Consider the following 24,743-nt stretch of genomic DNA (forward strand, 5'->3'; position numbering starts at 1 on the left):
CGGCCGCAGATACTGTACGCATTCCTACGTTCCCTGCGGCAACTACAAGGTGGGAAACTTTAACCGCTACGAGAAGTCTCTCAGCCGTGGACTCCTTCTCTTTGCGTAGACGACGTCTAAAGTTTATTTCCTTGATTTTGGTTATTTTTGCGAATAGTTTCATTTAAAATACACCAAATCGTCATACAAGTCAACGTGATCTCCCGTTACCGGCCCGTCCTACTTAAGGTATACTCATAGAGGACAGTGATGAAACAATCCTATTACGGAGGTCATACACAAGATGTTAAAAACTGCTGTCGGACGCTTTCGATTGGTCAGCTTGATCGAGGGCGTATCCTTCCTGGTCCTGTTATTTATTGCGATGCCCCTCAAATATTGGGCTGATATGCCAACGCCGGTCACGATCGTCGGAGGCATACACGGCGCGTTGTTCGTCTTATATGTACTAACGCTCCTTCATGCATGGCTCGCTGCCCGCTGGTCATTCCTGCGTGTGGTTATGGCCTTCATTGCATCCTTTCTCCCATTCGGCACCTTTGTTATGGATTCGCATATCCGCAAAAACCCATAAGCAACGAAGCCAAACAGGCGCAAGGCCCCCATACGGCCCTGCGCCTGTTCCATTATTCCTGCAATTTCATTCTTCCCCAGCCATCTCACGAATCAATTGAGGCAGCCAATCCTTCCAATGGTCAAATGTGAAGCCCGCCGACTCCGCAAAGGATGTGTCCATATACCAGGATTCGGGAACACCGTATGGTGACCGGTCCGATTCATCGGATTCTGAAGCGATAAGTGCCGGTTTGCCTGTCGCTTCCGAAATAAGCGCCATGATTTGACCAGGAGAGATTTCACCTCTGGAGCAAGCATTCACAGGCCCTTCCAAACGGGAATGAGCCAGCCAAGCGAGAAACCTCGCCGCTTCGTCGGCGTGTATGAAGGAAAGCATGGCATCCGGGTTCGGCATTCCAACGGTCTTTCCGCTTTGAACATGCTCCACATGGAAGTGCAGCCGCCTTGTATAATCCTCATGCCCCATGACAATCGGGAAGCGAACCGCCACCACCGGGAAAGACGCTTGCTGGAACAATACCGCTTCGACGAGCCGCTTTCCTTCCGCATACTCGACTTGTGTGGCATAGGGCTGCGGAATAGGGCAGCTGTAGGGGTCGAAGTCGCCCTCTTGCTTGCGCGGCTCGCCGAACGGATAAACGCTAAGTGAAGAAGTCACGATATATTTGCCCGCTTTGCCTGCAAACAAGGTTACGGCATCAGCCGCCTCGGCTGGTGTATAACAAATGTTGTCGTACACAACATCATACGAATCATCCCCTATTGCGCGCGCAAGCGCAGCCAGTTCGGTACGGTCCGCCTGCAGCCGTTTCACCGAATTACCGAATGAATCAGGCGTGTTACCCCTCGTGATCATGGTGATGTCAGCCTGCTGACGAATAAGCCGTTCCACAAGCTTCTTACCAAAAAACCTCGTACCGCCCAGTATGAGCACTTTACTCACCAAGAGCACCTCCATCTTGATTTCGCTAGTTATTCGTCCCTTCCGAAGCCAGCGCTTCGAATGAACCAATTGAATGAATATTAAATATTACGATGAAAGGCAGCTGAGCTGCTGCGAATCCTTCTTCTTGATTGGTTAATCCGCAGAGCCTAAACTCTTCTGCCTATTGATTTCATAATAGATAATAGATGTCGCGCATGCAACATTCAGGGAAGAAGCCGATCCCCCCATGGGTATGTTGATCATCGTTTCTCTCATCTCCTTAAACTTATGACTGAGTCCATCCGTCTCGTTCCCGATAAGCAGAACAGTCGGCTTTCTAAAATCGCAATCATACACCTTCCGGCTTCCCGAAACACTCGTACCTACTACTTGTAGTTGAACATGCGTCTCTCTAAGCCCAATGATCCAATTCCGCACTTCATCGGGCGACTGCATTCGGATGATGGGGACATTGAAGAACGAGCCCATAGATGCACGGATCGTCTCAGGGTCGTACAAATCAACTCCATGTCCGGTTATTATCAATCCATGGCATCCTAGCGCGTCGCAGGAGCGGATGATCGTTCCCAGATTCCCCCGATTGGAGGGTCTGTCAAAGACAGCCACCAGCAATGGATCAGCAGCTTGGATCCGTTCCGGCTCATCCCTCGGCATGGAGACGATCGCGATCAGCTCGGAGGTATCTTCTTTATCGCTTAATCGTTCCAGCAAATCTCCTTCCAGTTCATAATGATTCATGGCTCTGGAGCTTGCTAGAATCCCTTTCGCCCAATCAGACAGAGGCTTGTGCCTGGCATAGAGAAATCCATTGATCACCCAGTTATTTCTTACGGCCTCATTGATGCTGCGAACGCCTTCAACAAAAAACTCCTTATACTTATGTCGCTTGTTCCGGTTTCTCTTCAACACTTCGAATCGTTGATAATCGTTATTTTCCGAATAAATTGTGATGATCCTTGGCATAAGTTGTTAGTCCTCCCATCCGTTCTTCAAAGTAAAATAAGATGAAAATAGAAAAAAGCCGCGAGTGAACATAGTTCACCCACGGCTCATTGCGTGTAAAGACGCTTAAACAAGACATCGCTTGCCCGGCTCTTTACACGTATGCAGTGATGATATCGTTCCAAACAGAAGTACATGATCATAGACGCAGTTAAAGAAGCCCCGCTCATGAGCAAGGTTTCTCCGGTCGCAATCATGAGTTATTCGGTTAAATAAACGAACCGTTAACTTCTGTCAAGAACACCGTCATCATCACTGCACGTATCCCACTTTCAACATTTTTTTTCCAGTATAACCCATTTATAGGCGGTGTCAATATCATTTTTCTTGTATCGTTACAGCTTCTATACGTTCACTGCACGACGATCTTGACGATTCCCGCTGACGAATATCACTATTGCGTCCGATTGTGTCGACTCCTGCGCTTTCCCGGGAAATCCGTATTCATTCAGCGATTATTCCCCGCAGCTTCCGTTATGAATTAGTGCTATTGCCAATGACATCCGAGCAGGTACTATGAAAAATTGGTACTGTCTAAAATTCGCCAGTCTTGTACAATGAAAACGAGCCTTCAGAAAACTGCGCTGGTCAGACGAACAGGAGGGATATCATGAAGCAGCGTAATATAATCGTGCTCGGCACGGGCAAGTATTTACCGAAGAAGCGGGTAACCGATACCGATATGGATATACGTTTAGGGGTTAAGAAAGGTTGGGTTCGCAAAAAATCCGACGTTCACGTTCGCTACTTCGTCGAGGATGAAACCGCATCGGAAATGGGAGCGCGGGCAGCATACGACGCGCTTGAGGCAGCCGGACTTGCCTTTTCCGATATCGATTGCCTCGTCTGTGCAAGCGGTACGATGGAACAAGTCATCCCTTGCACCGCAGCACTTATTCAGAAAGCAATGGGCCAAGAAGCCTCCGGGGTCCCTTCATTCGATATCAATTCCACCTGCCTTAGCTTTGTCGCTGGGCTGGATGTTATGTCTTACTTGCTCGATGCTGGCCGATATCAGCGGATTCTGCTTATTTCCACGGAAATTGCGTCCCTCGGCCTGAACTGGAGCCAGAAAGAGAGTGCCGCCCTCTTCGGCGATGGCGCTGCAGCCGTTGTGCTCGGGCGGACCGAGCCGGGCGGAACATCAAAGCTTGTCCATGCCGATATGCAAACGTTCAGCGAGGGCGCACATTTATCGGAAATTCGCGGCGGCGGATCGAAGCAGCATCCGAAGTATTATAACGCGTTGAACATGGAGGATTATTTATTCGATATGAACGGAAGCGAAATTTTTCGCTTAGCATCGCGAAAATTGCCGGATTTCGTCGATCGTTTGCTTCAAGCTGCAAATACGCGAATGGAGGATTTCAAGCTTGTTATTCCCCATCAAGGCAGTGCGATGGCGATGCGGCTTATTAGCAGGAAGCTCGGGATCGCCGAGCATCAGCTGATGTACATTACGCCGGATCACGGCAATACCATTGCCGCCTCGATCCCGATGGGGCTCCATGAAGCTATACGGCAGAAGAAAATCGACCGCGGCGACCGCATCTTACTCCTCGGAACATCCGCCGGCGTGTCGCTTGGAGGCGCCATCCTTGATTACTAAGCCGCGCCCGGCAAGCAGCGGGGCTCGATTAAATATATTACTAACCGGTGGACGGGCACCGGCTGCCCTTGAGCTTGCACGGCAGTTCGCGGATGCGGGACACCGGGTATTCGTCGCGGAGAGCGCACCCTATCATCTGTGCCGGGTATCACGCGCCGTCGTGCACAGCTTCCGGGTTCCGATGCCCAGCCACGAACCCGAAGCCTATGTGGATGCGCTCAGGACACTCATCCTAACTTATCGAATCGATGTCCTGCTTCCGACTTGCGAGGAGATTATGTATATTTCGAAGGGGCTGGACCGGCTGCAGGATGTTTGCCGCGTATTCGCCGAGCCTATTGAAGTATTGAACCGGCTCCACAATAAACACAAGTTTATTCAGCTGGTCGAGGAGCTTGGGCTGCCGGCTCCGGCCACACAGTTGTTAACCTCCGGAGAGGAGCTGCAGCAATTGGTGTCTGCTTGGCGGGATGAAAGCTTCACCTTCTCTCCAGGCAAAATCGTGCTGAAGCCGGTTTATTCCCGCTTCGCAGCTCATGTCATCATACTGGATGCTGCGGACGATCCCGCCTTGATGGACAAGAAGCTGGCCGGTCTTGTACCCGGCCTATCCACCGCATATCCTTGGGTTGCGCAGCAGTTTATCGACGGTAGACAAATCTGCACCTATAGCGTAAGCCATAGTGGAACCGTAACCGCACATGCCGCCTATCAGACCTCTTATAAAGCCGGTCTTGGTGCCAGCATTTATTTTGAACCGATAGAGCATCCCGGAATTCGTCATTGGGTGCAAGCATTCGCTGGGCAGCTGCAGTTTAACGGGCAGCTTGCCTTCGATTTCATCGAGACGAATGAGGGCGTTCTGTGTCCAATAGAGTGCAATCCGCGAACCACGAGCGGCGTCCATTTATTCGGACCCGGGCAAGGGCTGGTAACGGCTCTTCTGGAGCCGGCAACAGCTGCAGCCATGCCTGCCGAGCCCCTTCCCGCAACCCGAACTATGCTTGCCATGGCCATGCTTTCTTTCGGTCTGTGGAGCGACCGTTCACTGCGGGGATGGAAACGATGGCATCGGGACTTCCGGCAGGCACGAGACGTCATCTACCGGCGTCATGACTCGCGCCCCTTTTGGGAGCAGCTTCGAACGTTTGGAGAAACCCGCCGCATTAGCAAGCAGCGCGGCGTCTCCCTGCTCGCCGCAACAACTTATGATATCGAATGGAATGGTGACTATGACAGAAGCTAGAGCACTCGTTACCGGAGGTACCGGATTTCTGGGCGGTCATCTCGCCCGCCGGCTGCAGACATCCGGTTGGGATGTAACGGCGGTTGGGCGTAATACGAAGAACGGAGCAGCATTAGCCGCGGATGAAATTCGCTTCAGAACTGTCGACCTGAGAGATCCGCAAGCTGTTGAAGCGGTTTGCTCCGGCATGGATACCGTGTTTCATTGCGCAGCACTTTCTTCTCCGTGGGGCCGGTACCAAGATTTCTTCGCGAGCAACGTCGAAGCAACGCGGCATATCATTCATGCTTGCCAGCGTCAAGGCGTCCGCCGTCTCGTGAACGTCTCGACACCCAGTCTCTACTTCGACTTCTCCGACCGGCTTGGGATCCGTGAGACTGACCCGCTCCCCGCCTCGGCCCCAAACGCTTATGCGGCTACCAAGCGGATCGCTGAAGAAGAAGTGCTCGCAGCCCATAACCCAAGCTTCGAGAGTGTAAGCCTAAGACCCAGAGCTCTATTTGGACCTGGCGATACGGCTATTCTGCCGCGGTTGATCCATGCTAACGACCGGATTGGCGTCCCCCTGTTTCGCAGAGGCGAAGCCATCCTTGACCTGACATACGTCGATAATGCCGTAGATGCGCTTCTCCTTGCTGCCGAAGCACCTCCGGCTGCCATGGGCAGGACTTATAATATTACGAACGGGGAGCCCGTCCGTCTTGCCGACGTTCTGCATAAGCTGTTTGATCGGCTTGGCGTTCCAATGAGAGGCCGGCCTATCCCTTATTCAGCCGGATACATGCTCGCCGGTGCCATGGAATTGGCGGCACGGCTGCTGCCCGGCCAACCCGAGCCGCTGCTGACCCGATATACGATCGCCTTGCTTGCCAAGAGCCAGACGCTTGACATCTCTGCTGCTCGGCAATGGCTGCGTTATTCGCCGCGCATTCCTAACGATGAAGGCATTGCGCGTTTCGCAGATTGGTGGCGAAACCCTCGATGACGAATCAGAAGCAAGTCGAGTTAACGCTTCACGCCACCGGTTATTGCACACATCCGGAATGGATCACCATGCGGGGAGGCTCCGTGCGGAGCATTCGTATTCCTGCCGGCTTTGCCCGGATCGTCCATCCCGAGCACGGTACAATCTTGTTCGATACCGGCTATGCCGCCCGCTTCTTCGACGCTGCATCCCGCTTTCCTTATTCCATCTACAGACGGGTGACACCTGTTGTACATGATCCCAGCGAAGGCGCAGCAATGCTGTTGAAACGGCAATTCAATCTCGATGCCGGTGAAGTGAATCTGATTATTCTATCGCATTTTCACGCCGATCATGTGGCGGGATTGTGTGATTTTCCTAATGCCCGCTTCATCTACCTTCCAGAGGCCTATGAAGCCGTTCGCGGACTCCGGGGGCTTGCAGCCGTGCGGGCCGGCTTTCTGCCTGATTTAATGCCGGAGGATTTCGGATTTCGATCATCGCCGGTCCCTCCTTCAGCCCGCGTGCCTCTGCCGGAAGGCTGGCCATTCCCGGATGACGGTTATGACCTGTTAGGTGACGGCAGCCTTATCGGTGTCGATGTTTCCGGACATGCCACTGGACAGATGGGGCTGTTGTTGTCCACCGCAGAGCATGAATACTTTCTATGTGCCGATGCGGCCTGGTCCGGTCAAGCCATACGGGAGAACCGTCCCCCTCACCCATTGGCAGGCCTGATCATGCCGGACCGCCGGCAATATCTTCAAACCTTCACTAGGCTGCGCCTGCTTGCGGAGCGGTTTCCCCAACTGCGCATCATTCCCTCCCATTGCGGCGAGGTGTGGAGAATGTATATACAAAGGAATGAGCGGCTATGAGCAGACTGAATCGAATCATAACGTTCCTGCGGCACTATTCCGCAGCGCGCTACTTCCGCCGCTGGACGGACCGGGAAGCATTCGAACGCTGGCAGGAACGCCGGATCGTCCGGCACCTGGACATCGTACGTAAAGATTCATCATTCTATCGGAATCATTGGAAGGATCTACCTACCAGCAGATGGCGTGAATTCCCGCTTATCGATAAGAAGACGATGATGGCACACTTTGATCAATTGAACACCGTAGGCGTCCGCAAGGAAGAGGCCTTTGCCATCGCCTTGAAGGCGGAGACCACACGGGATTTTGCGCCTACGCTAAGCGGTATAACCATCGGGTTGTCCTCGGGCACCTCCGGCAACCGCGGTCTCTTCCTCGTCAGTCCGCAGGAACAGCATGCGTGGGCGGGTACGATGCTCGCCAAGCTGCTGCCAGGCTCGCTCATGCAGCGTGAGCGCGTCGCTTTCTTTCTGCGCGCCGACAGCAATCTATACCAGTCCGTTCAAGGGCGGAGGCTGCAGTTCGCGTTCTTCGATTTGCTTGATCCGCTGGAACAGCATCTTTCCCGCCTTCAACGGTACGGACCCACGCTGCTAGTGGCCCCCCCGTCTATGCTGCGTATGCTGGCGGATAACATCGCAGCCGGCATGCTTTGTCTGCCGGACATGCCGCGCAAGGTCATCTCGGTCGCAGAGGTGCTTGACCCGCTCGACCGGCAGCATATCGAAGCCGCCTTCGGGCAGCCGGTCCATCAGGTGTACCAATGCACAGAAGGGTTTCTGGCGTCCACCTGCCGGTACGGCACCCTTCATCTGAATGAAGATCTCGTCGCCATTCAGAAAGAGTATGTAGACGTCAAGGCTGGCAAGTTCGTGCCCATCGTAACCGATTTCTCACGCTCCGCGCAGCCGATTGTCCGGTACCGGCTCGATGATCTATTGACCGAAGCGCCGGCCTGCCGATGCGGATCCGTATTTACCGCCATCCAGTCCATTGAAGGGCGCTGCGACGATTGTTTCTATCTCCAGGATTCGCTTGATCCAGAACGATTCGTACCGGTCTTCCCGGATTTCATCGCTCGGACGATTATTGCCGCTTCAACAGAGGTGACGGCCTATAAGGCCGTGCAGCACGCTTCGAGCCGCATCGAGGTGAGGCTCAGCGTCGCAGATGCGGCATGGCCGCAAGCGGTACAAGCCGTACATGCAGCTCTGGTTTCCTTATTCGAGCGGATAGGCTGCCGCCTGCCCGAGATTCAATTTCCCCCCTGCGAAGCCGAAGAAGCTACGGCTTCCTATCGGAAGCTGCGTCGGGTTGAAAGGAGATTCACCATCCATGACACCATCATCAGCAGCAACCGCGATAGCGCATCCGCAGGTTTCAGCGAAGAAATCCCGTCAAGCTTCCCGCATACAACTCTATGACCGTCATACGATTCATGACCTTCATTGGCCGGATACGGAAGCCGGAAGCTACGCCATGCGCTATCTGCTGCCTCTGATGACGCAATCCCCGGATGCCTATATTGCGAATGCCCATACGGAGCTTTATGCTCTCGTCCTAGATGACCTTGTCATTCCGGTGACCGTGAACGAGGATGAATACGACAATTCCTACGTCTGCTCCCCCTATACGCATTATGTCAGCTATGCGAAGGAAGAGCTTAACGTGCTTAACAACCGGATCCTCCGGAATACACTTTCGGGTCTTCTGTCCTGTACAGGCCTGCTGCTCAAGGCATCCAAAATAAACAAGACGGTCCACTTCAACAATTGGCTGCTCTCTACGAACCTGTATGCGAATCTGACGCCTGAACAAACGACAGCAGTGCTGCATTTTCTGAAAAAAAGGTTCCCGGCACATGCCATCGTGTTCCGTTCGCTTAACGCGGCTACGACCGGCATCATGCTGGAAACGCTTCGCAACGAGAGCTGCCGGTTGGTGCCTAGCCGACAAATTTATTTGCTCCGGCCCCATGATCCGGCCTCCATGAATGCCAAATCGCGTTGGCTGATCAAGAGAGACTACAGTCTATTGCGCAAGCATGGCTACGAAGTTTCAGGACCCGCCGCAATGAAAGAGAGCGATATCCCGCGGATATTGGAGCTATACAATGCCCTGTATTTGCATAAATATTCTTTCTATAACCCTCAGTTCCAAGAGTCCTATATTCGCCTGGCTTTGCAGGAAGGGACATTAATGCTCTATGGGCTGCGCAAGAACGGACGACTGGACGCCGTGCTTGGCTTCTTCAGCCGTGAAGGTGTGATGACAACCCCGCTATTCGGCTATGATACCTCGCTGCCTCAGCAGCTTGGCTTATATCGGATGCTCTCCGCCGTCCTGCTGCAAATTGCCGCCGAGAGGGGCCATCTTCTGCATGAGAGCTCTGGTGCCGCGCAGTTCAAACGCAATCGGGGCGCAGTCGTTGATATTGAATACAGTGCCATCTACGACAAGCATCTCCCTGTTCTCCGGCGATCAGGCTGGATACTGCTCAGCATGCTGCTCGAGGGCGTCGGTGTGCCAATCATACGAAGATTTAAATTGTAGCTTTTTGAATTGAAGAAGAAGAGGGGTTGGTCGAATGCAGGGCTTCAAGCAAGAGCCGAGAGGAATCGAGGGCAAAGTCGCTTTCGTAACAGGTACATCCAGCGGAATCGGGCTGCTGTCCGCCGTGGCTCTCGCACATGCGGGTTACCGGGTAGTGGCGTCCATGCGGGATTTGGACAAAAGCGGTCCGCTTTTGGAATCCGCTTCCAGACAAGGTGTTGCAGAGCGGCTAAGCTGCGTCCAGCTGGATGTGACCGACCATGCTGCAATCGATCAGACAATAGAGGAAATTGCCGGCAAGCTCGGCGGAATCGATCTGCTTGTTAACAATGCAGGCTTTGCCGTCGGCGGCTATGTGGAAGAGGTGCCCATGGAGGCTTGGCGGGCACAGATGGAAACAAACTTCTTTGGGCTTGTAGCGGTAAGCCGGTCCATCATCCCGATCATGCGCAGGCAGAGAAGCGGTCACATCATTAATATCAGCAGCTTGAGCGGCCGCTTCGGCTTTCCCGGCTATGCCCCTTATGCGGCGTCCAAATTTGCGGTCGAGGGCTTCAGTGAAGCTCTTCGTCACGAGCTGCTGCCTTTCGGCGTGCATGTGATTCTGGTCGAGCCAGGCGCCTTCAAAACCTCCATCTGGCAAAAAGGCTTTGAACAAATCTACGCTCAGCCGGATTCCCCTTATCAAGCCGGGATGGAGGCCGTGCTCCGCTATTCCAGGAAAGCGGCCGAGACATCTCCCGATCCACAGCAGGTCGCGGAGCTTATCGTGCGCATCGCCCGCACTGAAGCACCCCATTTGCGCTATCCCGTGGGCAATGGAGCGAGAATGTCTCTGCTGGGCAAAGCGCTGCTGCCTTGGAAGTGGTTCGAGAGAGTTACCGGCCGGATGCTGCGATAGACGAATTGCTGCAGCTATTCACCTAATAACGGATAACTGATGTTGCGCAAGATACTCCAAGCCGATTTATAGCAATGAGCAGCATCGAGCTCCCCGATGCCGGCCTGCTCGATCAGCGCCTCCGCGCGAGCCAGGTTATCCTCGAGCCCTGGATAATCCATACGGCGCGGCGATTGCTTGCACCTCTGCAGTAAATCCATCAGCTTGGCAAGGACCTCGCTTGCCGGTGCCGCCGGCGCTTGAGCTGCCGGAGCCGGCAGGCTCGAGGCAGCTGCTGCTTGTTCGGCTCCACTCATCGAACTCAAGCTAATCTGCGGCCGGCTCGCCTCCCGCAGCACGCGAATACGCTCCTCGAGCGCTGCCTGCCGCGCTTCTTCCTCAGCCCGTTCCTGCTCATCTTCCTGCAGAATCAAGCGCAGACGCTCGCAATAGTCCCGGATCGTATTCTGTTCCCGCGCCTTAAACAATTGGAGCATCGCCTGACCGTTCATATCCAGCCATTGTCCATCCACAGCGAGCAGATGATCCAGCGGCAGCTCTTGCGGTTCGAACAACAACCGTCCCCACTTGTCACCGCTCATCTGGAATCGGGCCAGCACGGCCTGCTCCTGGGGCACGTCCAGATAGATAAGACTGCAAACCGGCTCCCGCATCAGCAGCGGAGGCATAGCTAGTTCACGCTGCCATAACTCATCATAAGGATTTGCAGGCGCACGCATATCGAGCTCGGAGTGGTTGAACGAAATATAGGCCGATTCCGTTACCGCGAGCCAGAAACGATCGATGAGAAAGAGAGGCTTGAAGCCATGCGATCTGTAGCAGGCAAGCCGGTTCCGAAGCCGCTTGCGATAGGCCGCGTCACCTTTCAATGAAACGATATAGTCAATCGCCCATCGTTCCCCGTTCCTTGCCGTCAACAGAAAGTCAGGAACGAACCGCAGCTCCTTCTTGTACAAGTAACCGTCCTCTGCTTGATCTCCCTCATCCTGAAGCGATAGAAAGATGCGCCGCAGCAGCTCCTTGCCTTCCGAATGCTTGATGGCAAGCTCGCGAGCTTTTTCACGTCCGGCTGTATAGTTGATGTAATTCCTTTCCCCTGCGCACGCTTCGCTATCATAGTGACGGAATATCGCTCTGTCCGCATACAGCACCATCACGACACGGCTGCTGCAGCAGGCACAGACGAAAGCACCCTTCTCACGCGAATAAATCCGGTATTTGTCCTCCAATCGTTCACGAGCCGCTTCCGGCGTAAGTCCTTGCCGGAGCAGCTCCGATCTCTCCCGTTCCACTTCGATGACCTCGCTATGCAGCAGAGCTGATTCCATCCCCGTTCCCTCCGTCTGTCATCCTATCTTTGTTCTATTATATCATGGAAAGCACGGACCGCCCCACAGGAACAATTCAGCTAACCGGTGAAAAGAGACGATATGCGGAAGAAACAATCCCATTGCTTCTATATAGCAAACAGGCGCTCCCCGACTTGCGTCTTGGGTGCGCCTGCTGCTGTTCTTATTCGTTGTGTTCATGATCCGATTAATCTATGTTGCTGATACTTATGCTTTACTTCATGCGATTAACCGATTACCAAGCAGCCCCGTTCGCTGCTTCCGTGGTCACAACGGAAATTTTGCCCGTCATGCCTTCCGGTAGTTGAATATCAAGCTCGATATTAGCCGGAGCGGACACATCCAACTTCATTACGCTGTCTTCTACGCGCCAGCTCACTTCGATTAATCCGCCCTGCGGCAGCGGCACCTTGCCTCTTGCCCAGCTTAACCCGCACGGCTGCGGCTTGATCGCCGCATGGCTCCAGCCTTCCCCAGTCCTCGTAACCCCTAGTACACTCGTTCCGAGGAAATAGCCCGGGGCCGCCGACCAAGCATGACAATGGCTGCGCGAAAGAAGATCGGCATTCGCGCGATTTTCGGTGAAATTCGCATACATCTCCCAGCAGGTCGTCGCGTCATGCTCGATCATGAATCCGTAATTTTTGCGGATATCGGCCAGCATATGCTCATAGTTCCCCGTTTGTACCAATGCTTCGTAATAGAAGAATGACATGAACGGACTGCCGATTTGAACGAACGATTGCGGCGGGTTCAACAGATAGGATTGGATACGTTCCATACGCTCCGCTTCCGCAACCTCGCATAATACAGCGACAACCTGTGTCTGCATGCTAAAGTTATCCGATCTTCTGCCGTCTGCATGGATACAATCCAAGTAAGCTTGGCGCTCCTCATCCCACAGGTGCGTGTTGATTGCTTCCGTAAGCGCTTGGGCTGCTTCCTTGAAGCCTGCTGCCTCTGAAGCGGCGCCAGCGGTTTCGGCAAGCTCCACAGCTTTGCGCAGCGATTTGGCCAGGAACAAATTCTGATGGGTAACGATGCCGTCGCCAGGTTGATCGATCGGCGCCCAATCGAGCAGGTTCCACCCCTTCATGTTCAATAAGCCTGATCCGTCAAGCTTCTCAAGATAATGGGTTAGCGTGTGCTGGACCGCCGGCCAAATCGATGCCGCGAACGCTTGGTCACCCGTATGCTCGACATATTCTTCACAGGCAATCACCCAGAAGAACGTCCAGTTCGGAATAACGCTGTTCCATGCGCTCGGCACTTGATTGACGTACAGGGACGTCATGTCCTTGGAGCCCGGCACTAAATTCAAGCATCGTTTGACGATATCCAAGCTGCCGAATACATAATAATTGACCAGGGCTTCATTCCGGCTGTCGCCGACCCAGAAGACTTGCTCATAGGCAGGACAGTCCACGAAGGTGTCTTCCATACAGAGCTTAGTCGTATGACGGCTAATCTCCCAGATTTGATTCAGTAACGGATCGGAGCTTTGGAAAGCACCCGCCTCCGTCACAGGATAATTGCTTTGATTCACATATACTTCGAACAGCTTCACCGGCTTTACGGCACCCCGTATGGTCATGACCAAATATCTGAAGCCCCGGCGAACCGGAGAAAGATAATGCTGTCTTCCACCCTTGGCCACATAGCCGATCGTATTGTCCAGTCCGTACGTGTGCTGACGGAAGTCATCTCGCACATACTCCAGTCCGTATAGATCGATGGTTGTTCCAGCCTCGGCTTCGAGCTCGAAACCAATAAATCCGGACCATTCCTTACCGAAATCGATGAGCAGCTCGGTATCGTACCCTTCAGCAAGCGGAATAACCGCCGCATCAGGTGATGCCGTAATCCCGCGAATCAAATCAGGCGTTACATTCCCATTGATCGCTTCAGGCAGCCATATATTCGAGCCCATCACATCATGCTCGCAATACAATGCAGCGGATAAAGGCTTCGCCCAAGCCGCGAAAGGCTGCAATTCTTTGACATTGGCAATTCCAGCGGCTGCAAGATAGTCCGGCTGCTGCAGGTTAAGCGGAGGTTTTTCGATATAATCGATATCCATGGTTTCGTGGAAGGGCCCGATGATTGCAATCGGCGTCTCCGTTGGATGTTCGCCGGCCAGCGGCGATACAAGCTCGAACTCCCCTCTGCTGTCGATTGCGAAATGAAAGCTGCCTCCATGATCGTTCGCCGTGATATCCGCTAAGATGAAATGTTCGCCGGCCGTCAGCTCCAGATCGCAATAACGCTCCGGCAAGACACCATACCATTGTTCACATTTCACTCCATCTACCCATACCTTGCCCGTTCGAGCTCCTGTTGGAAACCCGATCGATACATGAGCCGCTTCTTTCATAATCAGTTTGGTTGCAATATAACCGGAATAGTTGACCTGATTCGCATGATTAGCCGTATCGGGCATGAAGGCTGCACGCAGATCTATTGCAGCTGTCCATGACGGCGCCTTCACTTTCCGTATGGATTGGATCCGGGAAGGATACACCTTCTCCTCGGTCAAGAACGGAATATCCCGCGGAACGAGCGATTTCCACGGTCCAGTTCCAACTGCGCCAATGGATTCTGCGCTTGCCCAGTCCGAATCGTCATAATCGGGTTGAATCCACTCCTCATCCCACTTCGAAGCGTCGATGACTTCAGCAAAGCCTTGCTGACACGACATTCTCGGGGAGCCCGTAAATTGCCCATCGGATTTCATCGTTTTCCATGTGGCATCGGTCGCTGTAAGCAGCTTCCTTCCGGTACCCTTATCATCAATCGTCAGCTCAGCAATTAATCCGCCGCGCCCACGGAGATAGTAGAAGTTTGATACGCCAAAATGGATGACAAGAACGGCTATGGCATTCTTCCGTCCTGGCCTCAGCAAATGCCCGATTTCATACGTGTCGTAGAACTGCTCGGCCGGCCATGATCTTACCGGGCCGCGGCCAACTTGAGTTCCGTTCACGTAGAGGACGTAACGGGAATCCGCGCTTATGCGAAGCTGCGTATCCTCCAGCTCCTGCGGCACGTCAAATGTTTGCCGGAACCACCGCCACTCGTTGCGCGGGCTTTCGACCTGGCCTCCCCATATCCATTCGGCCATCCATTGTCTTGTCACGATTAACACAACCTCTCCGTAGTATCCTGATTAGTGTAATGAAATAGGTTATAGGAACAATTTTAAGGGATTATTAGTGAGATTAAACGGTTGTTCCTGCCACATATAAGGGGGTATAATGACATACGGAATGCTACTTAGCCGCTTAACTCCATTGATTACCTCAAATGGCAGCAAGCGGCGGTCATTGGAGGCGTATGACTATGATTCAAACACCGGTGGACTTAACCTCGTGGTCTGTATTCGACGAGGCGTCGCTGCCCTTCTTTTTCAATCGCGTAAGCGAATCCTTTCACCTGCAGCTGCACCGTCATGATTTTATGGAGCTGGCTTACGTTGCCGAAGGATCCGGCTTTCATTATATCGATGAGTGTATACTCCCCGTCGCCAAAGGCGATTGGTTCATTGTGCCGCTCGGCACTTCACACGTTTTTCGCCCCACAAGTACCGGACCCAGCCATCCGCTTATCGTCTACAACTGTATCTTTCAACCCGACCGGCTGGCCGCTGAGCTGTCTTTCATGCCAAGCGCGGCATCCTTGACTCATGCGATGCGGCTTCTCCAGCTCACCCCGGACTCGGAACACGGCTGGCATCAGCTTAAAGATCGGGACGGGCAATACGGGGATTGGTTCCGTTTAGCTGAGCGCGAGTATATGCAGCGCAAGCCCGGCTTCGTCCCCCGCTTGTACGGGTTGTTTATCGAGCTAGCCGTTATGCTGGAACGGCAGCTTGCAGGGGATGCCGGAAAGTCAGCGGATCATAGCTTTGCAGCATCCGATTCGCTCGACGAGGCTATTCGTTATATAGATCGCTTGATCATGGAGCCAATAACTGCAAGCACAATTGCCAGTGCATTTCAGATGAGCGAAAGACATTTTCACCGCGTATTCAAACGCCAGATGGGTATGACCTTCACCACCTATATTCAAAACAAACGGATTGAAAAAAGCTGTAGGCTCTTGTTGACGACTCAACTCCCCATACAGGATATCGCCCAGCAAGTCGGCTATCAGGACAAGAAATTTTTCCTGTCGGTGTTCAAGAAGAAGACCGGACTGGCTCCTCGGGATTACCGCCGGCAGAACGGACAGTCCTGATCACATAAGAAAGCCCGCCTCATCCAAGGATGGGCGGACTTTCAGCTTAAAGCGTCATGTGAATATCATGAACGCGGCCGTCGTCGATCAATGGTACAATCGCTCCGTCACCTGCATCCGCTTCGTTCCGGCCGGTGTCGCGGCCATCGATAACAAGCCTCGAAAGACCGGTCGATCGCCGATCGGGATTCTCGACTGTAATGCGGTATTCCGCAGTGCCAAACCGGTAGTTCACCTTAAACGCTGGCCAATCTTGCGGGATACATGGACGGATGTGAAGCTGCCGGTCCCTTCGCTGTATGCCCAGAATCCATTCAAGCCCTACCTGGTACATCCAGCCGGAAGCCCCTGTATACCACGTCCAGCCGGCATGTCCTTTGTTCGGCGATGACGTGTAGACGTCGGCGGCCATCACGTAAGGCTCCGCTGCGTAACGCCGGACTTCACTAGGCGTCAGCGTATGCGAGATCGGGTTCATCATATGAAACAGCTCGAATGCCTTATCTCCTTCTCCGAGCCCGCACCAGGCCGCAACACTCCAGATCACGCCATGCGTATACTGGCCGCCGTTCTCGCGAATTCCGGGCGGGTAGCCCTGAATGTAGCCCGGACTTGGGTCACTTGTATCAAAAGGCGGCGTTAGCAGCGCAATGAGCGAATAGCTGCGGTCGACAAGCTCACGGTCAAACGAATGCATCGCCGTAACCGTTTTGTCCCGCGGAGCTGCGCCCGATATGACCGACCAGGATTGGGCAATCGCATCGATACGGCATTCAGCCGCTTGAGCCGAGCCCAGCCAGACGCCTCCATCATGAAATGCGCGGCGGTACCATTGCCCATCCCAGCCATGCTTGTCTTGAGCGGCAGCGAGTTTCTCGCAAACCGCCCTGTAATGGCTCGCAAGCCTATCATCGCCCCGCTTCTCGCAAACGAGGGCAAACCGTTTCAGTACATCGATGAGAAACCAGCCCAGCCAGACGCTCTCGCCGCGTCCTTCGACGCCGACCCGGCTCATTCCATCATTCCAGTCGCCTCCTCCAATCAGTGGAAGTCCATGCTCCCCGAACTGGAGACTCCGGTCCAGAACGCGCAGGCAATGCTCGTAGATGGAGCCTTCGTTGCCGGATCGAACAGTCGGTTCATAACGCTCATGTTCATCTAAAGGGCCGCTGTACAAATAAGGAGCAACCTCATCCAGTAAGCCTTCGTCCCCTGTATGCTCGACATATCGCGATACTGCATAAGGAAGCCACAGCAGGTCGTCCGAGAATCGTGTTCGGATGCCCCGTTCGGTCTCCTCATGCCACCAATGCTGCACATCCCCTTCCTCGTACTGATGCGAGGCATGGAGAATGATTTGCTGGCGAGTCAGCTCCGGCCGGCTGTGAAGCAGGGCGAGCGAGTCCTGCAGCTGGTCGCGGAAGCCGAATGCGCCCCCGGCTTGATAGAAGGCGGTTCGTGCCCACATCCGGCAAGAAAGGGTCTGGTACAACAGCCAATTGTTCAGCAGCAGGTCCATCTCTGGATGCGGCGTCGTGACCGTCACCTGATCCAGTAAGCTGCCCCAGAACTGTCCCAGCTTATCGTAAGCCTGCTCACAGGCTTCATTCAGCCTGTACTTATGAACAAGCTCTACGACTGCTTCATGGGAAGCCTCGCAGCCCAGCAGGATATACACCGTTTGTTCCGCATCGGGAGCAATTGTCAGCTCTTTACGAACGGCGCCGCAGCTGTCGTACATCGGTCCGGACTTGTTCGACAGGTGTGGCCTGCCCATAGCCGCAGGACTGTCCATAGAACCGTCCCGTCCCAAGAATTCGCGCCGGTTGCTCGTATAGGAGCAATCACCCGCAGGCGGCGTGCCGAAGGCCAAGAATGCCGTCGCATCGCGGAACGTTTCTTGGTAATGATTGCGGGCCGTCATGATGCCGTTCTCTTCTTCCCACTCCGACACAACGAACGGCGCATTGCCCTCGCGCCTAACCCCCATTACCCATTCGGCATAGTATGTGAGAGATAAGCGTCTCTCCTCCGAAGTCTGATTGCGCAGCCTCAGCCGTATGATTTTGATCGGGTCATCGACCGGAACATAGACGGTCATCTCCTGCTGCAGACCATGTGTTTCATGACTAAATCTCGTATAGCCACGGCCATGGGCAAGCTGGTAGGCCGGGATGCCTTCTCCTCGTTCTGTCGCAAACGGCCAGTATTCACCGCTTTGTTCATCCCGAAGGTAACAAGCCTCTCCCGGCCGGTCCAGAGCAGGGTCGTTCGACCATGGGGTAAGTTTACATTCGCGGCTGTTTCGCCACCATGTATAACCGGTATTCAGCTCCGATACCAAGCAGCCGAAGCGCGGATTAGCCATCACATTGATCCATGGCGCCGGCAAATAATGCCCATGCTTGATCGATATCCGGTATTCACGGCCGTCCTCCGTAAACCCTCCCCAGCTATTGAAGAACTGTAGCCCTTCCATCTCGTCATGCTGCGATGCAGCCTTGTGGACAGAAGCGCCAGCATGCCTCGATTCCGAAGAAGACTGTTCCTCGCCCGTGCCCGGCGAGTCCGCTGTCTTCCCCGCTTTTGCTGCTGAATTCGAAATCGATGACACCCCGGCAGGACGCAGTTCCACGACATTGTCGAGCGGCTCTGGCGCGGACTGCGAATCGTCCGGCAGCGGAGAGCGGAGCTGCGCTTTCAAGCTTGGGCCATCTGCTCTCAAGCTAACGCGGGCGACAGCGGCGAACAGGATTCGCTCTTCTTGCGTTAACTGGCTGGCAGGAACGATTGTGATCGTCCCCTGCCGTCCCTCTTGTTGGCCGCTAATGCGCTCACGCGCCCGCCGGAGGTTTTCTTGCAGATCCTGCTGATAGCCTTCTTCGGATTCATTGAGCACGACAAGATCTAGGAACAGCCCCATGCGGCGTAAATATTCATGACCTTGAAACAACTTGACGATAAAAGACAGTCCGACCGCATCTTCGATCCGGACAAGCACGATCGGACGTTCTCCTGATACACCGTGAGCCCAGAGGCCGGATTGCCCTTTGCGGTTCTCCAGAATACTAGCGGCACGTTCCGGACGGAAAGGCGCTGTAAACAAAGCTCGACCGGCCAGCTGCTGGTAGGCTAGCGCATCTGCAGCCGTTATTTGCAAGTGCCGCTGCTCAATCTGATTGCGTGTCCAAGCCAGCTGAAATGCCCGCTCGATTTGATGCGGCTGCGACAGAAGGCTTGCGGTTTCCAGCATATCCTCTTTGCTGATGCCCGCTCCCGTGAGTGCAAACAGCTGTACCGTTTCGCCTGGTGCAATTGCAATGCTGCGGCGCATCACGAATGCCGGATCTGCTACTGCACCTACCATCCCGGTCAGACGATGATCGATACCTGCCGGACGGGACAGCTTGTTTCCCCGGCCGATAAAGCGGCTTCTGCTCGTTTCGAATTCTGCCGGACCCAGCGAATCTCCAAAGGCCATCAGCTTATGAAACGCCCACACCGGCCGCTCCCCGTCATCGCGTGGACGTCTTCGTGCCAGCAGCAGCTCTTCGTCAGCTGAATACTCCGTTTCCACGAACAGCTTGCTGAAAGCCGGATGCGACTCATCGGCAATTGGGCTTGTCAGTACGATTTCTTGAAACGTCGTCACTTCCAGCCTTCGCTCTTCACTACCGGTATTCGTTAGTGTTATTCGGCGGATTTCTGCATTCGATTCTGTCGATACTCCAACATCCATTGACGTCCGAATAACGCCGTCCACCCGCGTGAAGGTCGCTTTATCGAGTGAAAACTGAACATGCTGCTCCGGTGAAGTCACGCGGCATGGCTGGAATGACGGGGACCACACACGATCCTCCAGAACGTCGCGAATGTACAGGAAGCTTCCCCAGTTATCCGCTATGGGATCTTCCCGCCAGCGGGTAACCGCAAGCCCTTCATACTGACTGAAGCCGCCCCCGCTGTTCGTGACCATCGTCATAAAACTGCCGTTTGCATATACGCCTACCTCCGGGGTCAGCGTATCCGGACCAGGATATTCCAAGGCGGGTTCCAGCTCGGACGGCCTCTTGCGCGGCAGCGTACGAAGGGGAACACGGCGTTTCATGAAGGCATCACGAGCAGGAATACGCTCTTTCAGCAGCAGCTCAGCAGCTTGAACACGCTTATCGCTGTGGAAGCGGTCGTACATCTTCTCTGGCAGCAGCAGATTGGCAAGCGTTAATAAGCTCATCCCTTGATGATGCGCCATATAGCTGCGGATCATCATGTAATGCTGGCCTTCGGGCAGCCGCTCCGGCGTATAATCAATCGCTTCGTAGAAGCCGTACTTGCCAAGGGCGCCGATGGCCTCCATATCCTTCAACGAATCGATCCCTTGCTCAATCGCAAAGGGGAGCGACATCACGGTTGCGTAAGGGGCTACAACTAAATCCTCTTCCAATCCCCGCTTGAATCCAAGCCCGGGCACGCCGAACGCCTGGTATTGATAATTCATCTGATGGTCAAACGCGTAATAGCCGGATTCCGATATGCCATACGGCACGCCGCGGTCGCGGGCATACTCCATCTGCCGCTTTACTACGCCGCGGTAAGTGCTGTCCCATATGGTGTCCCGGTAAGTCCGCATAAGCAGCCAAGGCATCAAATATTCGAACATGGTTCCCGACCAGGATATCAGCGTCGGGTAAGGTCCCTGCCTCATAACGGATCGACCTAACCGGAACCAATGGGAGACGGAAATTTGACCGAGCGCAATGGCAACGAAGCTGGTCTGCCTCGCTTCCGAGGCCAGAAGATCATACAGGATTTCGTCACGTCTGCCTGAATCCCCTTGATAGCCCAGTACAAACAGCTTTGCCCGTTCGTCATAGAGCGGACGAAAATCCGTTTCGACGATCAGCGATTCGATTCGCTTGACCAAATTTTCTGCGCGCTTCTTCATGTAGCCTTGCGGCAGATCCGCCGTCTGAGCCTGACCATGCACCAGCTCCACGGCAAATTCTGCGTTCGCCATTCCTCGAATCGGTGTTGCACCTCCGTTGAATGCCGCTCCGATCCAGTCAAGCAATCCCTGTTTAACCGCAATCAAGCTTGCCACAAAATTGCCGGAGTCCACCGTAGACACGTAGCGGGGCGGAAGAGGGGCCAGCGAGACCGTATCGTACCAGTTGTACAGATTGCCGTTCCACTTGTCCATGCGTTCTATGGTGCTAACCGTCTTCTCCATCCGGTCAATCATCTCGGGAGTGTCGATGAACCCAAAATCGCGTGCGCTCAAGATCGACGTCAGTAAGAAGCCGATATTCGTCGGGGAGGTGCGATGAGCTACCCCGTTCGGCGGATCGAGCTGTACATTGTCAGGCGGCAGATAATGATCCTGAGGACCGGCATAATCAGCGTAGAACTGCCAGATCTGTCGTGCCAATTGTGTCAGCTTCTCCCTGTTCTCCGGGGCTATCGGCTGTTCCTCATGAACGATCGGCTGATCCAGCCAGCGCGCGCATAGTGGCGCTAGCAGCCAGATCAGACAGAGTGCCCACCCCGTCCACCGCCAGCCGGCATGATCCTGAAGCGCAACCAGAAGAGCAAAGGCAGCGATCAACATATACCCGCCAGGCATGCCCAGCAGCACGGGATTGCCGGATTTTCGATTCTGCCTTTCGACATCTGCTGAGCTGACCCATTCTAGCAGCTTGCGTTTACTGACAAACAACCGGTATAGCGTTCTGCCGATTGCATCGATGAGCATCACGCTTTGGAACGGCAGTGTCCAGAATGTCACGGCCGCATGCGATAGACTCGCCGCCATATGGCGCGAGCGCCACGCACGGCCTGGTGATTGGGCCAACTGGCGAAAGACCGGCAGCAGGAGCGACAGCAGAATGAGCAGCAGCCAGCGGCCCGGAGTTCCAGGCAGAACGGTCAGCCCGAGCGCCAGCAGAACAAAGTATACGATTGGAAGTACGCTGCGGCGTAAATTATCGATCAGCTGCCAGCGTGCAACCGCAGACAAATCGACTGGCTGCGGCTTACCCTGACGGTCGCAGACGTTGGGCAGCAGCCAGCATAGCAGCTGCCAGTCTCCGCGGGCCCAGCGGTGCTGCCTTTTTTGATAGGAGCTGAATTTGGCTGGATGATCATCAATCAGCTCGATGTCCGACAGTAACCCCGTGCGCAGAAAACCGCCCTCCAGCAAGTCATGGCTGAGTACACGGTTCTCCGGAATGCGGTCGCAAAGCAGCTCGGCAAATGTGTCGACATCGAATATGCCTTTCCCTGTAAAGATGCCGTGCCCGAGCGCATCCTGGTACGGATCCGAAACGGCAAACGCGTAGGGATCGATACCCGGGGTGCCTGACCAAAGCCTGGTCAGCCTGGATTGCATCGCCCCCTCATAGCTAATGGCAATTCGAGGCTGAAGCATGCCGTACCCATCCGTTACCCGGGTTCGCGACTTATTCAATCTCGGACGGTTATAAGGCAGATACATCGTCCCGATCATCCGCTGCGCGCTTCCGATCGGAAGCTGTGTATCAGCATCCAGCGTAATAACATAGCGAATGGCAGCAAGCTCAGATACGCCGGCTGTGCGATAATGATAGCTCGTCGTATTACTGCCTGTAAGCAGCTCCACGAACTCAACAAGCTTCCCGCGTTTTCGTTCCCATCCCATATATACGCCTTCGGATTCATTGCGCTGCCTCTTACGCATAAACAGATGAAAGAGCGGTTTTCCATCGCGCGGATATGCGGCATTGAGCGCTTCGATTCTCTTCTTAGCCGCGTCAAGCAGCCACTCGTCTCCAGGCATGACAGCTTCAGGGGCATCCGCGTAATCTCCCAGAACAGCGAACTGCAGATTCTCATCCCGGTTGGCCAAATAATGCAGCTCCAATCGGTCTATCGTTTCCTGAACATCCTCGATTCGCGTCCAGATGATCGGAATCACAACCATCGTCCGCGCATCGTCCGGTATTCCGGCAGAAAAGTCATATCGAAGCAGCGGGCGCGGACGCGTAATGCAGCCAATGGCGTAATGCAGCCAGGTGACGGCCCACTCGCTTGCGGGTATCAGCAGGGCGATCAGGACGACCAATGCTCCTGCCAACGTATAGCCTATTCCACTGCCGATCCAAGCGGCAAAGATGGCAATGGCTAACACGGTCAGAACAGCAAGCATGGAGAAATAGGTTCCGGCCGCCCTTTCAGACATAGCGGAGCCGCGCAACCGGCGAGGACTGCTGCAGGATTGAAGGGATTGCTGCAGCTTCCTAAGACCAGCAGGCTCGCTCAGATAATAAGCCAGGAAGGCTTCGCGCGGCAGGGATTCCGCTAAGCTTGCCGCTTCCAGCCGATCAGGATCCGTTGTAAGTTCCCCTGCCTTCTCCTGCTCATGTCCTTGAGAAGCCCGAGCAAGCATGGAAGCCTGCTTGACCACAAGCGATTCCGGTACGTGCATCCGTCTGGCGGCCAGCTCAACGCGTTTTCTTATCACTTCCCGGCTTGATCCGTCAAGAAGCGGATAAATGCCCGAACTCTCACGGATGAGGGTCTGCTCAACCAAGCTGATCTGGCCGAGCAGCTCGCTCCAATCCAGCCGCTCCAGCAGCCGTAACCCCGTTATCAGGCTGCCGGCCTTTGTCTGATAGCTGGACTGAAGCCTAAGCTCATAGGTCATAATCCGGTTCAGATCGTCAGTGCCGTTCTCCAGCTTGCACAGCAGCCACTCGTGAACTCCGGAGGAATCCTCCGCCCATTCCCGCAGGTGACCGATCAAATGAACGATCCAAGGGCCGGACAACGGCGCCTGCTGCCCCGCTTCCTCCAGAGCTGCATTGATCTTGCCCTGGGCCATGTCAGCAGGATCAAGCCGTTTCAAGAAACGGTCGACCTCCATGCACACTTCCCGTCGTTCTCTTACAAGCGCCATTATGCCGGCTAATTGCCGGATTATCGTGACACGCATCATAAGCGGCAGCGACCAAGTCTCAGCCAGTGAAAGAACCGATATTTCCTGATAAGCATTCATATAGCTGATGAACGTATGCTCCGTAAACGTGTCATCGACCGATTCCAGATAGGCATCGCAAACCGACCCCACCCGCAGCATGGTCCCGCTCTGGCTGCGCAGGACGGGCAGATCGCGATGGGGCAGGTCGGCTAGCTCATCCTTGATGCCGATAGCCTGTTCCTCCAGAAACTCAGCATTGTCGAGCAGCCATTCTTCGGCAGTTTGGGCGCAACCCGGAGGACTTTCCTGCAGCAAGCGTACGAACGATTGCAAGCGATTCATGTCCTCGTCAAATACGCCGAACAGCTTTCTTGATAAGTTCCTGTGTTTAGACGGGGTATATTCCAGCGCTAGCTCTCTCGCTTTTTGACAGAGCTGTTCATTATAAGAAACCATAGGACCTCCGATAAAAGTGGTTTAAGGAAATATTAAGCAGTCTGCTTGATTGTTTCCTTTATGGACCGCTTTT

General features: G+C 54.3%; 14 protein-coding genes. 9 read left to right on the forward strand and 5 right to left on the reverse strand.

Annotation, left to right across the window (positions count from 1 at the left end; genetic code table 11):
* The first annotated feature begins 283 nt into the window (after nucleotides 1-283).
* A complete protein-coding gene (locus NNL21_RS03245) occupies nucleotides 284-574 on the forward strand; it encodes a DUF3817 domain-containing protein (protein ID WP_204816008.1) in 291 nt (96 codons plus the stop codon).
* A gap of 66 nt (nucleotides 575-640) precedes the next feature.
* Here NNL21_RS03245 and NNL21_RS03250 read toward each other — a convergent pair whose 3' ends face one another.
* Both NNL21_RS03250 and NNL21_RS03255 read right to left on the reverse strand, forming a co-directional pair.
* On the reverse strand, nucleotides 641-1,519 hold the full coding sequence (locus NNL21_RS03250; RefSeq protein WP_204816009.1) for an NAD-dependent epimerase/dehydratase family protein: 879 nt from the start codon (nucleotides 1,517-1,519) through the stop codon (nucleotides 641-643).
* 135 nt (nucleotides 1,520-1,654) lie between these two features.
* On the reverse strand, nucleotides 1,655-2,485 hold the full coding sequence (locus NNL21_RS03255; RefSeq protein ID WP_204816010.1) for a TrmH family RNA methyltransferase: 831 nt from the start codon (nucleotides 2,483-2,485) through the stop codon (nucleotides 1,655-1,657).
* Nucleotides 2,486-3,134: 649 nt separating this feature from the next.
* On the opposite strand from NNL21_RS03255, the gene NNL21_RS03260 reads away from it, so the two are divergent.
* From NNL21_RS03260 to NNL21_RS03290, 7 genes are read left to right on the forward strand one after another with little or no spacing between them, the layout of a single operon-like run.
* Nucleotides 3,135-4,133, forward strand: coding sequence for a beta-ketoacyl-ACP synthase III (locus NNL21_RS03260; RefSeq protein WP_204816011.1), 999 nt, complete (start codon nucleotides 3,135-3,137; stop codon nucleotides 4,131-4,133).
* A complete protein-coding gene (locus tag NNL21_RS03265) occupies nucleotides 4,123-5,379 on the forward strand; it encodes an ATP-grasp domain-containing protein (RefSeq protein WP_204816012.1) in 1,257 nt (418 codons plus the stop codon). The genes NNL21_RS03260 and NNL21_RS03265 overlap by 11 nt, the downstream gene beginning before the upstream one ends.
* Nucleotides 5,366-6,364 (forward strand): NAD-dependent epimerase/dehydratase family protein, encoded by a 999-nt coding sequence (locus NNL21_RS03270; RefSeq protein ID WP_204816013.1) that lies wholly within the window; start codon nucleotides 5,366-5,368, stop codon nucleotides 6,362-6,364. Before NNL21_RS03265 ends, NNL21_RS03270 begins: the two co-directional genes overlap by 14 nt.
* Nucleotides 6,361-7,221, forward strand: a complete 861-nt coding sequence (locus NNL21_RS03275; RefSeq protein ID WP_204816014.1) for an MBL fold metallo-hydrolase — start codon at nucleotides 6,361-6,363, stop codon at nucleotides 7,219-7,221. The genes NNL21_RS03270 and NNL21_RS03275 overlap by 4 nt, the downstream gene beginning before the upstream one ends.
* On the forward strand, nucleotides 7,218-8,645 hold the full coding sequence (locus NNL21_RS03280; RefSeq protein WP_204816015.1) for a F390 synthetase-related protein: 1,428 nt from the start codon (nucleotides 7,218-7,220) through the stop codon (nucleotides 8,643-8,645). The genes NNL21_RS03275 and NNL21_RS03280 overlap by 4 nt, the downstream gene beginning before the upstream one ends.
* Nucleotides 8,557-9,774 (forward strand): GNAT family N-acetyltransferase, encoded by a 1,218-nt coding sequence (locus NNL21_RS03285; RefSeq protein WP_204816016.1) that lies wholly within the window; start codon nucleotides 8,557-8,559, stop codon nucleotides 9,772-9,774. The genes NNL21_RS03280 and NNL21_RS03285 overlap by 89 nt, the downstream gene beginning before the upstream one ends.
* Before the next feature lie 34 nt (nucleotides 9,775-9,808).
* Nucleotides 9,809-10,675: an SDR family oxidoreductase gene (locus tag NNL21_RS03290; protein ID WP_204816017.1), complete on the forward strand. Its 867-nt coding sequence runs from the start codon at nucleotides 9,809-9,811 to the stop codon at nucleotides 10,673-10,675.
* 14 nt (nucleotides 10,676-10,689) lie between these two features.
* Here NNL21_RS03290 and NNL21_RS03295 read toward each other — a convergent pair whose 3' ends face one another.
* Both NNL21_RS03295 and NNL21_RS03300 read right to left on the reverse strand, forming a co-directional pair.
* Nucleotides 10,690-12,003, reverse strand: a complete 1,314-nt coding sequence (locus NNL21_RS03295; RefSeq protein ID WP_204816018.1) for a hypothetical protein — start codon at nucleotides 12,001-12,003, stop codon at nucleotides 10,690-10,692.
* Between the two features lie 256 nt (nucleotides 12,004-12,259).
* Complete coding sequence (locus NNL21_RS03300) at nucleotides 12,260-15,160, reverse strand: family 78 glycoside hydrolase catalytic domain (protein WP_256555031.1); 2,901 nt, start codon at nucleotides 15,158-15,160, stop codon at nucleotides 12,260-12,262.
* 203 nt (nucleotides 15,161-15,363) lie between these two features.
* Between NNL21_RS03300 and NNL21_RS03305 the strand changes: the two genes are divergently transcribed.
* Nucleotides 15,364-16,260, forward strand: coding sequence for an AraC family transcriptional regulator (locus NNL21_RS03305; protein WP_204816019.1), 897 nt, complete (start codon nucleotides 15,364-15,366; stop codon nucleotides 16,258-16,260).
* 46 nt (nucleotides 16,261-16,306) lie between these two features.
* Here the strand turns inward: NNL21_RS03305 and NNL21_RS03310 are convergent, their stop codons facing one another.
* Entirely contained in the window at nucleotides 16,307-24,670 is an 8,364-nt protein-coding gene (locus tag NNL21_RS03310) for a GH36-type glycosyl hydrolase domain-containing protein (protein ID WP_204816020.1), read from the reverse strand.
* Nucleotides 24,671-24,743: the final 73 nt, after the last annotated feature.

This window comes from Paenibacillus mendelii (assembly GCF_024498075.1).
GTDB lineage: Bacteria > Bacillota > Bacilli > Paenibacillales > Paenibacillaceae > Paenibacillus_Z > Paenibacillus_Z mendelii.

Bases quoted from the DNA above. Each gene is read 5' to 3' on its own strand.
- NNL21_RS03245 (WP_204816008.1), top strand. From the start codon at position 284: ATGTTAAAAACTGCTGTCGGACGCTTTCGATTGGTCAGCTTGATCGAG.
- NNL21_RS03255 (WP_204816010.1), bottom strand. From the start codon at position 2,485: ATGCCAAGGATCATCACAATTTATTCGGAAAATAACGATTATCAACGA.
- NNL21_RS03280 (WP_204816015.1), top strand. From the start codon at position 7,218: ATGAGCAGACTGAATCGAATCATAACGTTCCTGCGGCACTATTCCGCA.
- NNL21_RS03275 (WP_204816014.1), top strand. From the start codon at position 6,361: ATGACGAATCAGAAGCAAGTCGAGTTAACGCTTCACGCCACCGGTTAT.
- NNL21_RS03310 (WP_204816020.1), bottom strand. From the start codon at position 24,670: ATGGTTTCTTATAATGAACAGCTCTGTCAAAAAGCGAGAGAGCTAGCG.
- NNL21_RS03270 (WP_204816013.1), top strand. From the start codon at position 5,366: ATGACAGAAGCTAGAGCACTCGTTACCGGAGGTACCGGATTTCTGGGC.
- NNL21_RS03295 (WP_204816018.1), bottom strand. From the start codon at position 12,003: ATGGAATCAGCTCTGCTGCATAGCGAGGTCATCGAAGTGGAACGGGAG.
- NNL21_RS03290 (WP_204816017.1), top strand. From the start codon at position 9,809: ATGCAGGGCTTCAAGCAAGAGCCGAGAGGAATCGAGGGCAAAGTCGCT.
- NNL21_RS03260 (WP_204816011.1), top strand. From the start codon at position 3,135: ATGAAGCAGCGTAATATAATCGTGCTCGGCACGGGCAAGTATTTACCG.
- NNL21_RS03305 (WP_204816019.1), top strand. From the start codon at position 15,364: ATGATTCAAACACCGGTGGACTTAACCTCGTGGTCTGTATTCGACGAG.
- NNL21_RS03285 (WP_204816016.1), top strand. From the start codon at position 8,557: ATGACACCATCATCAGCAGCAACCGCGATAGCGCATCCGCAGGTTTCA.